This window comes from Archangium sp., from assembly GCF_057119385.1.
The window spans coordinates 1-16,321 of record NZ_DBNGVP010000076.1 but is presented as its reverse complement, the minus strand read 5'-3'; the positions used below and the strand labels follow the sequence as shown (position 1 = coordinate 16,321).

At 68.3% G+C, this 16,321-nt stretch carries 8 protein-coding genes; 7 read left to right on the top strand and 1 reads right to left on the bottom strand.

Features of this window, described 5'->3' with window-relative positions; translation table 11 throughout:
* Positions 1 to 10: 10 nt before the first annotated feature.
* From murC to AC16DP_RS18215, 7 genes are all read left to right on the top strand, one after another.
* On the top strand, positions 11 to 1,441 hold the full coding sequence (gene murC, locus AC16DP_RS18245) for a UDP-N-acetylmuramate--L-alanine ligase (protein ID WP_414640665.1): 1,431 nt from the start codon (positions 11 to 13) through the stop codon (positions 1,439 to 1,441).
* Between the two features lie 3 nt (positions 1,442 to 1,444).
* Positions 1,445 to 2,380 carry a UDP-N-acetylmuramate dehydrogenase gene (gene murB, locus AC16DP_RS18240; RefSeq protein WP_329725769.1) on the top strand — a complete coding sequence of 312 codons (936 nt, stop codon included), beginning with the start codon at positions 1,445 to 1,447 and terminating at the stop codon, positions 2,378 to 2,380.
* A complete protein-coding gene (locus tag AC16DP_RS18235) occupies positions 2,377 to 3,321 on the top strand; it encodes a D-alanine--D-alanine ligase (RefSeq protein ID WP_329725768.1) in 945 nt (314 codons plus the stop codon). The genes murB and AC16DP_RS18235 overlap by 4 nt, the downstream gene beginning before the upstream one ends.
* Positions 3,322 to 3,453: 132 nt before the next feature.
* Positions 3,454 to 4,305 carry a cell division protein FtsQ/DivIB gene (locus tag AC16DP_RS18230; protein WP_329725767.1) on the top strand — a complete coding sequence of 284 codons (852 nt, stop codon included), beginning with the start codon at positions 3,454 to 3,456 and terminating at the stop codon, positions 4,303 to 4,305.
* Positions 4,306 to 4,350: 45 nt separating this feature from the next.
* On the top strand, positions 4,351 to 5,583 hold the full coding sequence (gene ftsA / locus AC16DP_RS18225; RefSeq protein WP_047859677.1) for a cell division protein FtsA: 1,233 nt from the start codon (positions 4,351 to 4,353) through the stop codon (positions 5,581 to 5,583).
* 277 nt (positions 5,584 to 5,860) lie between these two features.
* A complete protein-coding gene (locus AC16DP_RS18220) occupies positions 5,861 to 9,274 on the top strand; it encodes an STY4851/ECs_5259 family protein (RefSeq protein WP_329725766.1) in 3,414 nt (1,137 codons plus the stop codon).
* Entirely contained in the window at positions 9,274 to 15,564 is a 6,291-nt protein-coding gene (locus AC16DP_RS18215; protein ID WP_329725765.1) for a DEAD/DEAH box helicase, read from the top strand. Before AC16DP_RS18220 ends, AC16DP_RS18215 begins: the two co-directional genes overlap by 1 nt.
* Positions 15,565 to 15,641: 77 nt before the next feature.
* On the opposite strand, the gene AC16DP_RS18210 is transcribed toward AC16DP_RS18215, so the two are convergent.
* The coding region (locus tag AC16DP_RS18210) for a hypothetical protein (protein WP_483956812.1) at positions 15,642 to 16,321 on the bottom strand (680 nt) is incomplete at its 5' end.

Sequence of the window (16,321 nt, the reverse complement as noted above, 5' to 3'; positions counted from 1 at the left end):
GATGACATCCGTGACGAACACCCGCCCCGCCAGGCCCGCGAGCCTCTTCAAGACGCGCCACGCCGCGTACGTGCACTTCGTGGGCATCGGCGGCATCGGCATGAGCGGCATCGCCGAGGTGCTGCTCAACCAGGGCTACAAGGTGTCCGGCTCGGACCTCAAGGCCAGTGACATCACCCGCCGCCTGCAGGGCATGGGCGCCACCATCTTCGAGGGCCACCGCGCGGAGAACCTCGTCCACGCGGACGTCGTCGTCATCTCCTCGGCGGTGCGCAAGGACAACCCCGAGGTCGTCACCGCGCGCCAGCGGAAGATTCCCGTCATCCCCCGCGCGGAGATGCTCGCCGAGCTGATGCGGCTCAAGTACGCCGTCGCCGTCGCCGGCAGCCATGGCAAAACCACAACCACCTCCATGGTCGCCACCGTCCTGTCCGCCGCGGGCCTGGATCCCACGGCCGTGGTGGGCGGCAAGGTGAACGTGCTCGACTCCAACGCCCGCCTGGGCCAGAGCGAGCTGATGGTGGTGGAGGCCGACGAGAGCGACGGCAGCTTCCTGCACCTGCACCCGTCCATCACCGTGGTCACCAACATCGACCCGGAGCACATGGACCACTACGGCACGCTGGACAAGCTGAAGGACGCCTTCACGGCCTTCTGCAACCGCGTGCCCTTCTACGGCCTCAACGTGCTGTGCCTGGACAACCCCAACGTCCAGTCCCTGCTGCCGCGCCTGGAGAAGCGCTTCGTCACCTACGGCAGCTCGCACATGGCGGACTACCGGCTGGAGGGCATCCGGCTGGAGGGCTTCACCACCCGCTTCGAGGCCTTCCGGCGCGACGAGCCGCTCGGTGAGTTCCGCGTGCGCATGGTGGGCGCGCACAACGCCCTCAACGCCCTGGCCGTCATCGCCGTGGCCGAGGAGATGGACATTCCCCTGGACGTGGTGCGCAGCGCCCTGTCCGAGTTCGGCGGCGTGCAGCGGCGCTTCACCGTGCGCGGCGAGGTGGCCGGCGTCACCGTGGTGGACGACTACGGGCACCACCCCACCGAGGTGCAGGCCACGCTCGCGGGCGCCCGGCGCGCCTTCGGCCGGCGCACCGTGGTGGCCTTCCAGCCCCACCGCTACACGCGCACGCATGACTTGCTGAACGAGTTCGCCACCTCCTTCAACGACGCGGACGTCGTCTTCGTCACCAGCGTCTACGCCGCGGGCGAGGATCGCATCCCCGGCGCCACCGGCGACGCCCTGGCCGACGCCGTCCGCGCCCACGGCCACCGCGACGTCACCTTCGTGGAGAAGCGCACCGACCTGGCCAAGACGCTGCTGCCCCGGCTGCGCGAGGGCGACATCGTCCTCACCCTGGGCGCGGGCGACATCACCCAGGTGGGCCCCGAGCTCGTCGAGCTCCTCAAGCAACACGGCACGGCGAAGGGCGACTAGGGCATGGCGGCGGGATTCTCCTCATCGTCCTTGCCCGAGCGGCTGGGGCGCCTGTCCGGCGTTGACGTGACGGCGGGTGCGCCGCTCGCGCCCCTCACCAGCGTGCGCGTGGGCGGCCCGGCCGAGGCGCTCGTCCGCCCGCGCTCTCCGGACGCCCTGGTGGCCCTGCTGCGCTTCCTGCGCGAGGAGGGCGTGCCCCTCACCGTGCTCGGCGGCGGTGCCAACACCCTCGTGGGCGATGGCGGCATCCCCGGCGTCACCGTGAAGCTCCCGGGCGATCTGTTCCCCGAGCTGGCCGACGTGGGCGCGGAGGAGGGGAGACTCACCCTCGGCGCGGGCGCGGCCATCGTCCGGCTCTGCAACCAGATGCGGGCCAACGGCCTGGTGGGGGCGGAGTTCCTCGCGGGCATCCCCGGCACCCTGGGCGGCGCCGTCACCATGAACGCGGGCACCAAGAATGGCGAGTGCTACCGCGTGGTGGAGGCGGTGGAGGTCGCCACCGCGGACGGGGTGGGGTGGATTCCCAAGTCCCAGATTCCCCACGGCTACCGCCACACGGAGCTGCCCAGGGGCGGCGTGGTGACGCGCATCCGCTTCCTGCTCCCGAAAGGCGACCTCGAGGCCTCCAAGAAGGCCATGGACGAGGACCTCGCCTACCGCAAGCGGAGCCAGCCGCTGAGCCAGCCCAACTTCGGCAGCGTCTTCGCCAATCCGCCGGGCGACTTCGCCGGGCGCCTCATCGAGTCGGTGAACCTCAAGGGCCACATCATCGGCCGCGCGCAGGTGTCCACCCTGCACGCCAACTGGATCGTCAACCTGGGCGGGGCCACCGCCCACGACGTGCTCTCGCTCCTCACCCTGATGCAGACTCGCGTGCGCGAGGAGCGGGGTGTCGAGCTCCAACCCGAAGTCAAGCGTGTAGGGGTCTTCCAGCCATGAGCGGCTTCTCCAAGGACGAGCTGAAGCGGAAGCGGGTGGGTGTGTTGTTCGGGGGCCTCTCCTCCGAGCGCGAGGTGTCCCTGCGCACCGGCGCCGCCGTCTCCAAGGCCCTGCGCGGCCTGGGCTACGACGTGGTGGAGATCGACGTGGGCAAGGACCTGCCCGCGCGCCTCGCCGCCGAGAAGGTCGAGGTCGCCTTCATCGCCCTCCACGGCCGCTACGGCGAGGACGGCTGCGTCCAGGGCCTGCTCGAGTGCATGTTCATCCCCTACACGGGCAGCGGCGTCATGGCCTCGTCCCTGGGCATGGACAAGGTCTTCGCCAAGCAGGTCTTCATCGCCCACGGCATCCCCACCCCCCCGTACCGCGCCTTCCGCTCCGGCGACGAGGCCCGCGCCGCCGTGGACTCGCTCCCCTTCGGCCTCCCCGTCGTCGTCAAGCCCTCCCGCGAGGGCAGCAGCGTGGGCGTCCACATCTGCAAGAGCCGTGACGAGTACCTCGCCGCCGTCGAGGACGCCTCCAAGCTGGCCGGCTCCATCCTCGTGGAGCAGTACATCAAGGGCCGCGAGGTGCAGGGCGGCGTCCTGGACAACGAGGCCCTCGGCGTCATCGAGGTGGTGGCCGCCCGGGAGTTCTACGACTACCAGGCCAAGTACCAGTCCGGCGGAACGACACAGTACCTCTTCCCCGCCCCCCTCCCGCCGGATCAGTATGAGCGCGTGAACCAGGTCTGCCTTGCCGCCCATCGCGCGCTCGAGTGCAGTGGAGGCTCCCGCTCGGACGTCATCCTGACGCCGTCCGGTGAGGTCTTCCTGCTGGAGATCAACACGCTGCCCGGAATGACCGAGTCCAGCCTGCTGCCGAAGATCGCCGCGGGCCGGGGCATCGACTTCCCGGGCCTGTGCGAGCGCCTCCTGCAAGGCGCTTGCCTCAAGGCCTGAGAGGGCCCCCCTCCCCAGAGTGGAAGTGGACGTACGGGGCCCCTTCAGGGCTCCCGGGCGCTACAGCGACGTGGCTGTAGCGAAAAACTGGCGTGGAGATCCAACCCGGCGCAGCATGCGCCGACGCACACCATGGCTTTCGGTAAGTCCAAGAATCGTCGTCGCCAGGATGCCGCCCAGACGAAGGAGGCGGTGAAGGGAGCCGTGCGCTCGCACGGACCCGGCGTGCTCAAGGCGATTCTACTGACCGGTCTGACATGCGCCTTGGTGTGGGGCGGCATCGAGCTGCGCCGCTGGGCGCTCACCTCGCCCACGTTCCTCTTGAAGGAGACCATCTTCAGCGGGCTGGAGCGGGCCGCGCCGGGCGAGCTGCTCAAGCTGTCCGGGCTGACGGTGGGGCAGAACCTGTGGGCGCTGGACGTGGAGATGCTGGAGCGCACCATGGCCGCCCACCCCTGGGTGCGGACGGTGGAGGTGCGGCGCCACTTCCCCTCGAGCGTGTCCGTGGAGGTGTCCGAGCACGTGCCGGCCGCGCTGGCGGTGCTGGGGGACCTGTACCTGGTGGACGAGGACGGCGAGCCCTTCAAGCGGCTGCAGCCCGGCGACAAGCTGGATCTGCCGCTCATCTCCGGCATGGACCGGGAGGGGTACCTGGCGGACGAGGGGAAGACGCGCGAGCGCTTCCGCCAGGCGCTGGAGGTGGCGAGGGCCTACGCGGCCACCGAGCCCGTCAAGCGCGAGCGGCTGAGCGAGGTGCGGGTGGGGGCGGAGGGGCTGGTGCTGGTGCTGGCGGACGGGACGGAGGCGCGGTTGGGGGAGGGGGACACGGACGCCAAACTTCAGAGGCTCTCGCGCGTGCGCGAGGAGCTGCGTGCCCGCGGCCTGTCCGCGGAGATCATCCACCTGGAGAACCGGGCGCGGCCCGGCTGGGTGGCGGTGAAGCTTTCGAGCCCCGCGTCCGAGAGGAGCGGGGCCTCGCAGTAGGGAACGAGCCCCTTTCACGAGAGTGGGGGGCCTGGGAGGGTTGTCATGGCGAAGCAGAAGTCCGGGGAGATCATCGTCGGCCTCGACATCGGCACGACGAAGATCTGCGCCATCGTCGGCGAGCTGACCGACAACGGGATCGACATCATCGGCATCGGCACGCACCCGTCGAAGGGCCTCCGCAAGGGCGTGGTGGTCAACATCGAGGCGACCGTGTCCTCCATCCGCCGCGCGGTGGAGGAGGCCGAGCTGATGGCCGGGGCGGAGATCTCCCACGTGTACACCGGCATCGCCGGTGGCCACATCAAGGGCTTCAACTCGCAGGGGATTGTGGCGGTGAAGGACAAGGAGGTCCGCGAGCCGGACATTGCCCGCGTCATCGACGCCGCGAAGGCGGTGGCGATTCCGCTGGACCGGGAGGTCATCCACGTCCTGCCGCAGGAGTTCATCATCGATGACCAGGGCGGCATCAAGGAGCCGCTGGGCATGGCGGGCGTGCGCCTGGAGGCGAAGGTGCACATCGTCACGGGAGCGGTGTCGAGCGCGCAGAACATCGTGAAGTGCGCGAACCGCACGGGCCTGAACGTGGCGGACATCGTGCTGCAGCCCCTGGCGTCGGCCGAGGCGGTGCTGGGCGAGGACGAGAAGGAGCTGGGCGTGTGCCTGGTGGACATCGGCGGGGGGACGACGGACATCGCCATCTTCTCGGGCGGGTCGATCGTGCACACGGCGGTGATCGCGCTGGGCGGCAACAACCTGACGAGCGATATCGCGATTGGCCTGCGCACCCCGGCGCACGAGGCCGAGCGGATCAAGCAGAAGTTCGGGTGCGCGCTGGCGTCGATGGTGAACAAGGACGAGACCATCGAGGTGCCGAGCGTGGGCGGCCGGCAGCCGCGGGTGCTGGGGCGGCAGATCCTGTGTGAGATTCTGGAGCCGCGGGTGGAGGAGATCTTCCAGTTGGTGCACCGGGAGATCCAGAAGTGCGGTTATGAGGACCTGTTGGCGTCGGGCGTGGTGATCACGGGTGGCTCGACGCTGCTGGCGGGGATGCCGGAGCTGGCCGAGGAAGTGATTGGCCTGCCGGTGCGCCGGGGCATGCCGCGCGGGATTGGCGGACTGGTGGACGTGGTGAAGAGCCCCATGTACGCGACGGGCGTGGGCCTGGTGGTGTACGGGGCGAAGCACCTGGACCGGCGGATGTTCCGGATCCGCGAGGAGAACGTCTACAAGAAGGTCAAGGGCCGCATGCGCGAGTGGCTCGAGGAGATCTTCTAGGCAGTTCTGTCAGCATTGCCGTACCCCACCGGGGCCGCGTTCCTCCCAGCGGCCCCGGTTGTTTCGTGGGTGACCACGGTTCTATCCGTGATGTGGGCGCTTCCCGCGTACTCCCTGGGTGGTATGGCCCGGATCGTCGCCGATGTTAGATTGGGTGACATGAGTCGAGCTGCTACGGGGTGCGTAGGTAGCGTCGCTCGTGGGCTCGCCCCCTCATCGGACGGAGTTCTTTTCCGATGATCGCCTGAAATGTCCTCACTTGCCCGGAGCAGGCAGCATGTCCATTGCCCTCGACGTCTGGCTCAAGTCTTTCCTGGAGCGGCGCCGGGTGGCTTCACAGCGGTTGCCGGATGGCCGGCTGCTCTTCCGCTATCGCTGCGAGAACTCCGAGTTTGAGGCACTCCGGCAATTGCTGCGCGAACGGCTTCGGGGACGGCTGGATGGCGCCGCGGACAGTGCGACAGCGGCCCTGTTCTGCCTTTGTGCCGCGGAGTGGTGGCGCCGTGACTACCGCGAAGGGGGTTGGACCTGGAGGGGACTCCTTGATGCCATGGGAGTGGGGGGGGAGGTGCCTCACGCCCAGCTTGCCCAGCTGACCGAACGGGGGCTCCGCTTCTGGAATCGGCGCGTCCGTGAGCGCGGCGGACGTCAGGAGTACCTCCTGTCACTCGCGCTCGAGGGCGGCATGCCGCTCCGGCTCGTGGAACGGCCGGACACTCATGTGGGGCGCTTCCTTCTTCGTCTCATCCAGGAGGTGCGAGATTTCCCCGAGCCGAACCTGCCCGCGCTGGAGTTGGCACAGCGCTCCCGCCATGTCCTGCCCACGTCCCTCCAGAACGACACGGTGCTCACGCTCAGCGCCGAGCTTGCCGCCGGGGTGGTGCTTCTCCAGCGACAGGTCCGGGGCGAGGAGGACCCCTACCAAGCCCTTGACGCTCGAGTGCCGGACTGGAGGGAGCGTTTGCCCCTGGATCTGCATCACAAGACCGCGGAGATGCTGCTGCGCGGTCTGATCCAGGCTGCCCACGAGCCCGTTGCCGGTCAGGGTGAGCTGAAGGTCACCACACGGCTGCTTCCGTGGCAGCAGGGCTACGTCCTCGAACGGGCCGTCTCCCTGCCGCGCCGGCTCTCTCTCTCCGGGCTCGCCCATATCCTCAAGCAGGCGGAGCTTCCCGCACGCCTGCAGCTCATCGCCCTCGCACGCGACGGCACGAGGCTGCCGCTAGCCATGTTGACCCAGCTCTCGGATGTCGAGTACCTGGTGGAGACGTCCCACGGCACTTCCGTGCAACTGTCGGGGGATACGTGGATCGGGCCGGTTTTGTTGTCCGCGTGGTCCTCGGGTCAGGAACTGGGACGGCACGTCCTGCCTCGGGGCGAGGAGCTCGGCGAGCTGCCCTGGCTCTTCGTCCCTGACCTTCAGGCCAGAGCAGAGGGGTCCTGGCGTCTGGCGGGTACGGGCTCCGGGCGGTTTCGTGTCCCCGAACTCCTGGTCGCTGTTCCCAAGGGCGCAATCCTGACGATGCGGGGGCCTGGGGCTCATTGGGAGCGCCTCGGTCCGCTCGTGCTGGAGCGTGAGGTCTTCCGGGTGCATGGAGGCGTGGAGGTGGTGCTCGCGGATGTCGGCACCTGCCAGGTGAGCACAGGCGCCGCCACGGACGAGGCGCAGCACTGCCGCCTGGAGACGGAGCCTGTGGAGTTGCTCCCGGGAGTGGACGGGTTCCTCGGCGTCCCCGCTCTCCGGGTGAGCTTCTCCACGGGAGTCGAGCAGCGCCGCGACAAGGGAGAGCTTGAGTACCGCTCGGCGAGAACGAAGACGTGGCAGCGTGTAGACGGAGCCTGTTTGGGCGACGTGCATCTTCGCTATGTCTCCGGGGGAGCACTGCGTTTCCAGACCCGGGCGCTCGTCCTGCCTTCCGGGGCCTCGCTGCAATCGCATCCCGAGGGGGCCCGTCAGGGTCGCCTCCGCATCGGTGGGCTCGGAATGGCCGCCGTGAAGGTGCCACCCGTCCCTCATGTTCACGCGGACGTCCAGACACTCGGGACGGGGAGCGAGGTCCTGCTTCGCTGCGACGGCGAAGCACCGGACCATGTGCTGCTCGATGTGAGTTGGCCCGGAGGGCAGTCCTGCTCGCTTCAAGTGCCTTTTCCACGGCAGTTGGTTGGCTTCACCGACACCTCGGCGCGCCCCCTCCAGGATGGGACCCTCGTGCCGCTGGAGCGGCTTGGGCGCGTTCGTGCGCTGGTCAGGACCTCACAACTCCAGGCCTCGGCAGAGTTGGATGCGGCTCCAGGCGGGACGGCCCATCACCTGGATCCGTTCTTTCGCCTCAAGGTGCCCCTCCGCAGCATCTCCCCGGGAACCCTCGAGCTGAACCTCGGGGAACTCGAGTCCGCGCTGGCGAAGAGGCTCGCGAGCTTCGGTGGCCTGGACGCGTTCTACGAGCTGCGGCTCCGGGTCCGTGGGGCGAGCGATATGCGCCCCGCGGTGCTCCGCGTGGGCCGCTATGACCTGCGGCTGACTCCGGACCGGGAGGCGTCCGTGGTGCGGCTGGCGGATGACGACTTGGCGGGGGCGGCCGCGCCGGAGGCACTCTCGGTGGAGTTCCGTCCGCTCATCCATCCCGCGGCACCTGAGCGCGCGCTGGAGCGAGTGGGCCCCCGAACGTGGCGCGTGCCCGCGGACCTGGCTCCAGGCCCCTGGCTTGTCACGGGCCGGGAAGGGGGGTGGTACCGCGCACGCCCACTGCTCTGGAGCGTTCGTTCCGGAGGGGAGGAGAGCGGGGCGCCCGTACTCGGTCCCCTCCAGCGCGCGGTTTGTGTCTCCCATCCCCAGCGGCGCAAGACGGAACTGGACGCCGCCCTTGAGGCGCTTGGCGGCGACGCGAACCATCCCGACTGGCCTACGCTCCTCACGTATCTGCGCAGTGTGGGGCAACTGCCCCCCGAGACGTTCGACGCCGTCCGGCAACTGGTAGACCATCCTCGGACAGCCACGCTCGCCCTGTTCCACCTTTCGGAGCCGGACCGCGGCCGCGTCTGGGTGGGGCTCGAGGAGCTTCCCTTTCAATGGCCGCTCGTCCCCGCGCGGGCGTGGCTGGAAGCGGCGAGGGCTTGGCTCGGTTCGGCGTCGGCCTTCACCCCGGAACTCCGCGCCAGCCTCGAACTGATGCTCCGCGAGCGGTATGAGGACGTATGCAGGGGGGCACAGAGCCGCTTCGCCGGGCTGGAGGCGGTCCTCCAGTGGGTGGGGAAGCAGTTGATGCCTCCCGCGCGGGAGGGCCGCCGGATTGTTGGCCGCGACCCGTCCTTGGTGCGGAAGCGTCCTGGTCCGGCACCTGCGGTGGCCGAGCCCCTCCGGTTGGCGCTCGATGATGAGTTGCGGCAACTGCGCCGCGTGCACGCGGACGTCCCCTGGCCGTCCGTGTCGAACTACGGATCGTCCTTCGAGGCGCCTTTGCGACGTTTCTCCGCTAGCGCGCAGCGGTACATCTTTGCTCCATTGCAGGGCATTGCCGAGTCCCTTCCCCTACTGAATGCCCCCGTGCTCGCAGCGCTGTCAGTGGTCTACGACCAGAGGCTACCCGCAGAGACGCAGTTCGCCCTGCGCACCCTGCGCGAGCTGCACCCCAGCTGGTTCTCTTTCGCTTTCGGTTACGTGGCTTCCATCTGCCTCAACGAGGAGAAGTGATGAGCGAGGTCCTCGGTACGCAACTGTTCACCACGCTGGCGGAGGAACTCGGGCACCGTGCTGCGCGCGCGGTGGTCAGCAAGCTGGGGCCCATTTCGGACCCACTGCGGCGGGAGCTCTTCCGCCGGTTGGACGTCCCGGTCGGGACGGCTGGCGGCTTCCTGTCCGAGCCGGTGCTGGAGGCTACCTTCGGGTGGCGCACCTCCCCGCATGTCATGCAGACGCTCTCTGGCAGTCTGCTGGCTCCCTCCCTGGTGGAGGCCATGGCCGAGGCGGAGAACCCGGACGTCTGCTTCCCTCGCGACCGCCACCCGTTCTCGCACCAGGAGGAGGCTTGGCGGATCCTCCTGGCGGAGCAGGTCCAGTCCGCCGTGGTGTCGAGTGGAACGGGCTCTGGAAAGACGGAATGCTTCCTGGTTCCCATCCTGAGCTCGTTGCTGAGAGAGGCGCGCACCGCTGGACGCCTCACCGGAGTGCGCGCTCTCTTCCTTTACCCGCTCAACGCGCTCATCAACAGCCAGCGCGAGCGCCTGTCCGGGTGGACGCGGCCACTCAAGGGCAAGGTGCGCTTCTGTCTCTACAACGGCGAGACTCCGAACGACGCCCAATCCCTGCTCGAGCAATCAAAGCCCGAGGAGGTGCTGAGTCGCCGCGTCTTGCGCAAGGAACCTCCGCCACTCCTGGTCACCAATGCCACCATGCTGGAGTACATGCTGGTGCGGCACGAGGACCAGCCGATCCTCGAGCAGTCCCAGGGGATGCTGCGTTGGGTGGTGCTGGACGAGGCCCACACTTACATTGGTTCGCAGGCTGCGGAGGTCGCGCTGCTCTTGCGGCGTGTCCTGCATGCGTTCGGCGTCCGGCCTCGGGACGTGCGCTTCGTGGCCACCTCGGCGACGCTGAGCGGGACGGACGGCGATACCGCGCGCCGGGATCTTCGCCGCTTCCTCGCGGATATTGCGGGCACTCGCGAGGAGTTGGTCCACGTCGTGGAGGGCAAACGCTTCGTTCCTCCGCTGCCCGAAGCGGATGCCGCGCGGTCGGAGGAACTTCCGGCTCTGGAGTCGCTCCGAGCGCAGGAGCCCGCGGAGCGCTTCCGCACCCTGGTCCGCTCTCCGAGGGCTCGCGGCATCCGCGCACTGCTCGCCAAGGGGCAGGCTCGTCCTCTCTCCGAGTTGGCTGCTGAGCTGCGTGGCCGGCCCGTCGAGCACGTGACCGAGACGGACAGGCAGGAGACGTTGCGCCTGTTGGACGTGGCGCGCTCGGCGGTGCTGGAGGACAATCCCTTTCTTCCGCTGCGCGCACACTTCTTCCACCGCACCCAGCGTGGGGTGTGGGCGTGCTTCCGGTCGGATTGCTCGAAGCGGGAGGGTCCGCTTACCAGCCCGGACTGGCCATTTGGCCGCATCTACTTCGAGCGCCGGGAGCACTGTGAGTGCGGGGCGAAGGTCTTCCAGATGGTGCTCTGCGGCGGTTGTGGCGCGGAGTACCTCCTGGCGCGCGAGGTAGGCTCTCGGGAGGATGTCCAGCGGCGTTTCATCCAGCACGAGCTGTCGCAGGAGGACGCCGCCCTGGACGAGAGCGTGGAGAGCGAACTCGAGAATGACGACGAGGAGGAGGGCCCGTCTGCGGCATCGACGGTCGGCCTCCGGCTCCTCGGCCGTTACGGGCGCGCGGAGCTGTGCGAGCTGAGGACCGGCCACCTGGAGCCAGCAACGGGCGCATTGGTGGATCCGTCTGCGGGTGCTGTCGTTCGCTACCTGCTTCCTGACGGCGCCTTGCGTTGCGGCCGTTGTCTCGAGCGCGAGCAGGAACCGGGTCAGCTCTTCCGGGCGCTGCGAGCGGGCGGCCCCTTCTTCCTGGGGGTGGCCATTCCGACGCTGCTCGAACACGTTCCCGTATTCCACGACACGAAGCGCCTGCATCCCTTCGAGGGGCGGCGCCTCATCACCTTCACGGACAGCCGCCAGGGAAGCGCGCAGTTTGCGCTCGGAACGCAGTTGGAGGCGGAGCGCAATCGCATCCGGACACTGCTCTACCACAAGCTCCAAGCGGATCGCGCCGCTGCCCGGTCCGGCTCTGGCCCGTCCGTGGAGCTGCTCCGCAAGGAAGTCTCCACGCTCGAGCCGCTGGCGGCGACCAACCCCATCATCGCGGGCATGCTGGACCAGAAGAAGCTTGAGCTGGACCGCTTGTCCGCTCCTGCGGAGGGCCGGCTCTCCTGGGATGAGGCGGTCCAGGTGCTGCTCCAGGATACGGCCGTGAAGGACTGGATGTATGCGGCGTGGCAGCGGCGCGCGGGTGAGGAGATGCAGCCGAAGGACTTCGCCCGGTTCTCGCTCTTCCGCGAGCTCATCCGCCGCCCCAAGCGGCAGAGCTCGCTGGAGACGCTCGGGTTGGTGGCCATCCGCTATCCGGCGGTGGATCGGCTGGATGCGCGTGATGCCCCCGCTGCTTGGCGCGCGCGCAGTCTCCCCATCCAGGAGTGGCGTAACTTCCTCAAGGTGGCCATCGACTTCATCGTCCGCGGCCGGACGGCGGTGACCCTCGATGACGAGTTCCTCCGTTGGATGGGCGTGGCCATCAAGCCCAAGTTCCTCCTCGGGCCGAACGCTACCCGGCCTCCCGTGATGGAGCGCTTCTTCCTCTGGCCGCTCGCGTCCAAGAACACCCGGGCCCGCCTACCGCTCCTGCTCGCCAATGCGCTCGGCTTGAGTCGTGACTCCGATGAGGATCGCGCCTTCATCAACGAGTTGTTGCTCGAGGCCTGGCAGACGCTTCTGCGCCTGGGTCTCCTGGAGCAGTTCGCGGACGGCCGCAAGATGAACCTCGCCCGGCATGCCGAACTGGCGACGGTGAACGAGGCGTGGCTGTGTCCGGTGACCCGGCGGGTGCTGGACACCGCCTTCTATGGCCTCACGCCCTACCTCACTCCAGAGTTGCGTTCCGAGGAGATGAAGTGCGAGCGCATCCTCATGCCGCAGCTCGCTTATCCCAACGGGAGGGATGCGGCGGATCGGGTCATCCCCATGCATGAGCGCCGGGCGTGGCTGGAGGGGGACGAGCGCGTCCGGGCGCTTCGAGCGCGGGGCGTGTGGACGGAGTTCAGCGACCGGTTGGCGGCCTCGGCGGAGTACTTCGAGACGGCGGAGCACTCTGCTCAGCAGAGCGGTAAGCGGTTGCGCGAGCTGGAGGACCGCTTCAAGCAGGGGGACATCAACGTCCTGAGTTGCTCCACCACCATGGAGATGGGGGTGGATATCGGCGGCCTGTCCGCGGTGGCCATGAACAACGCTCCCCCCGGGCCCGCCAACTTCCTGCAGCGCGCGGGCCGCGCGGGCCGGCGCAAGGAAACCGCAGCCGTGACGCTCACCCTGTGCAAGGCCGTCCCACACGGTGAGGCAGTCTTCCGCAACCCGATGTGGCCCTTCGTCACGCCCATCTTCGTCCCCCGCGTCTCGCTGCAGAGCGAGCCCATCGTCCAGCGGCACATCAACGCGCTCGCGCTCACTCGCTTCATTGCGCTCCAGGGGGCCAACGGCCTGGCGCTTCGGGCGGGAACCTTCTTCCGCCCGGTGCCAGGGGGCTCCAGCCCCGCCGAGCACTTCGAGGCTTGGCTGCGCCAGAACGATGGCGCCCTGGCGGATCCGTGGCTGACCAGTGGCATCCGAAGTGTCGTCACTGGCTCCTTCCTGGAAGGCATTCCCGAGCCGCGGTTGCTCGCGGGCACTGCGGACCAGATGGAGCGCGCGCGCAATCGCTGGCGCTCCGAATGGGAAGCGCTCACCGAGCAGCTCCAACTTGCAGGCGGTCCGGTGAAGGAGGACGGCCAGGCCGCATCGGCGCCCCAACTCGCCCTCACCCGACAATTGGGCCGTGTCGAGGGGGAGTACCTGTTGGGGGAGCTGTCCTCGCTCGGCTTCCTGCCCGGTTACGGATTTCCCACCGGGGTGGTTTCGTTCGTCAACACCACGCGCGAGCAACTCGAGCGCGAGGAGAAGGCCCGGAAGCAGAAGAAGGCGGACGGGGCGGGCGTGGAAAATGCCCAGCCGCTTACACGTCGTCGCGGATATCCCTCCCGAGACCTGCCCATGGCGCTGCGTGAGTACGCGCCGGGGACGGACGTGGTGGTGGACGGCCTTGTCTACCGTTCAGGGGGCGTGACGCTGAACTGGCACATCCCGGCCTCGGACCAGCAGTTCAACGAACTGCAGTCCTTCCGGACGGCCTGGCGGTGTCATTGTGGGGCCACCGGTTCCAGCAGTGCCCAGGTCGAGGCATGTCCTGCGTGCGGCGCTGACGCGAAGTTGCTGCGCCGCATTCCCTACCTGGAGCCCGCGGGGTTCGCCGTCCCCCTGGCCTACAAGACGCATACGGACCTGTCGGCCCAGACATACGTGCCGCCCCGGCCCCCCTGGATTTCCACCGGCGGTGGGGCCTGGCTCGCCCTGCCCCGGAGCGAGGCGGGCCGCTTCCGCTCCGCACACGATGGAGAGCTCTTCTTCCGCAACGGTGGTACGCATGCGGAAGGCTTCGCTATCTGCCTGGTCTGCGGCCGGACCGAGTCCGAGGAGAGCGATGGGGAGGAGTTGCCTCCAGGGATTCGCGGTCACGCGCCGCTGCGTGGCGGGAAGGCCCGGTTGGAGGATGGTCAGTGCCAGGGCAACCTCCGGGAATTCGGCGTCAAGCGCCACCAGTGGCTGGGTGCCACCGTGCGCACCGACGTGTTCGAGTTGCAACTCGCGGACACCCAGACTGCTCTCCCGCTCATCGACGACATCACGGCCGCGTCCGTGGCCGTTGCCCTGCGCGAGGCCCTGGCGAAGAAGCTGGGCATCAATGAGCGCGAGCTCGGGTGGGCTGCTGTTCCCGCGCTCGCCGCCGGAGGGGAGCCCACCCGCTCCATCATCCTGTACGACACTGCTTCGGGAGGAGCGGGGTACGCGACGAACGCTGGCGTCCACCTGCCGGCGCTTCTGAATGCGGCGCGGAAGATCCTGCAGTGCCCTCGTCAATGCGATGCCGCGTGCCATGCCTGCTTGCTGAGCTACGACACGCAGCGGGATGTGGAGCGGTTGGATCGGCACAAGGCCCTGTCCCTGCTCGACCCGACATTTCTCCAGGGACTCGAGCTGCCATCCGCCTGGAATGTGTTTGGTGCGAAGACGCAGCTCGAGTACGAACTGCTGGAGGACGCCCTCGCGCGAGAAATGCAGCGTGCGGAAGCGACCGAACTACGGCTCTACCTGGGGGGGACTCCCGCGGATTGGGATGTGGTGATGTGGCCTCTGCGGTCGCGGCTCCTGCAGTGGGCGGGGGCAGGGCGGGTCATCCGTCTCCTCCTGCCGGAGGCCCACTTGTCCCAATTGGGTGAGTCAGTGCTCAGCCCTCTTGCGGGATTGGCTTCCGTGGCGAGGGTGGAGGTTCGCACCATGAAGCAATTGCCCTCCGTGAACGGGCTGGCGCTGGCCGCAGAGGTGGGCGGAGACAAACGCCACTGGCGCTGGGCATGGACCTCGGGTGGTGCCCAGGCCCCCGGAGAGCGCTGGGGCACGGGGGGGGGAGGCGAGCACTGCGTGCACATTGCGGAGGAGGCGTCGCTTCCCAGCCTTCAGGGGACAATTGTTTCCGAGGCACGTCTTCGCCCCGCCATGCCTGGAGGCCTGCACGAACTGCCCATCCGTGGGGAGTTGGACGGCCCCATACACACCGCCGGCCGGCGTCTCTGGGACTTGGTCTGCCGGAAGGCGCCTACCCTGAAGGCGCGCCTGGAGCAGAAGGTGCCCCTCGTGGAGGTCTCCTACACAGACCGGTACGTCCGCTCCCCACTCACGGTTCGCTTGGTGCGGGAACTGGTGCAAGCCCTGGCTGAACGGCCCGGTGTCATCACTTCCAACACGCAGGTGCTCTTGCGCACCACGCGTCTCGAGGAGTCTTCCAACCTGAGGCCGGGACGCCAGGTGGAGCACGACTGGATGCGCACGGCGGAGCGTGATGCCGTGCTTTCTGCCTTGCTCAAGGGCTGGTCGTTCCAATTGCAAGTGGACACGAGGGAGGGGGTCGCGCACGCGCGCACGCTGCTTCTTCGGTGGGCGGATGGGCAAGAGGCGCGAATCAGGCTAGATGAGGGGGTCGGGTTCCTCGTTTCCAATCCACGACGCACCTTCGACTTTGGTCTGGCCACGGCTGAACAGGCCCGGAGACTCGCCACCGACGTGTTCCGAGTCGAGCGTCGCAACAACCCGAGCCCGACGTACCTCTACGTGTCCGACGTCATGCCGCCGAAGTAGGCCGGGCTTATCCCGTCTGTGTGGCTCTCCCTCGGTTCGTGTTAGCCCCGCGCTCATGCGACGCGGGAAGCCTGATGTCACGGTTGGATGGCACTCGGCTCGGGCTTTGGTCGCTCGGCGACGGGCATGTAGCACTTGCCTTGGTGCTCGGCCTGGTCCTCGAAGCAGGGGGGGCGTTTCGCCAACTCGATCCAGCATCCGCCGTTGATCTCCACTTCGCCTTTCCTGGGCAGGCAGGGGACCTTGGCCTGATTGCGGAAGGGCTTCTTGGGGATCGGATAGGTGATGGCGGAGGGGCTCAAGCTAACAGTCTGAACCAATACGGCAGGCGCATCGAGAAGAACCGTGACATCCACGGTCGCATCTGATGCCATGGGCTCCTCGTAGCTCATGGGTGCAGGCGGAGCGCTCGTCGATGGCGCCGGGTCGCTCGGAGGTCGGGACTCGGGGACCAGACACACCAGCGCCAGCAGCAGGGCGCACACCACGGCGGCGCTCGCTACGCCCAACCGCAGGCGCGACTGGGGGCGAGAGTCATAGTCCTCGGGGACGGCGCGGGCCATGCGCCGCACCGCCTCGCGCACACCTTCGAAGGTGAACACCAGCGACTCCACGGACTGTCTGTCGGGGGCCCTGGACCACGCGGTCTGCTCCACTTGCATGGCGATGTATCCAGGTGAGGCCGACGAGGAGATGAGGCTCACCCGCAGGTCCTTCAGAGCCGCCGCGTCCTGCCCGGCGTTGAGCTTGAGCACCA

Coding starts and splice junctions, on each gene's coding strand:
- murB (WP_329725769.1), top strand. CDS start 1,445: ATGGCGGCGGGATTCTCCTCATCGTCCTTGCCCGAGCGGCTGGGGCGC.
- AC16DP_RS18235 (WP_329725768.1), top strand. CDS start 2,377: ATGAGCGGCTTCTCCAAGGACGAGCTGAAGCGGAAGCGGGTGGGTGTG.
- AC16DP_RS18230 (WP_329725767.1), top strand. CDS start 3,454: ATGGCTTTCGGTAAGTCCAAGAATCGTCGTCGCCAGGATGCCGCCCAG.
- ftsA (WP_047859677.1), top strand. CDS start 4,351: ATGGCGAAGCAGAAGTCCGGGGAGATCATCGTCGGCCTCGACATCGGC.
- AC16DP_RS18220 (WP_329725766.1), top strand. CDS start 5,861: ATGTCCATTGCCCTCGACGTCTGGCTCAAGTCTTTCCTGGAGCGGCGC.
- AC16DP_RS18215 (WP_329725765.1), top strand. CDS start 9,274: ATGAGCGAGGTCCTCGGTACGCAACTGTTCACCACGCTGGCGGAGGAA.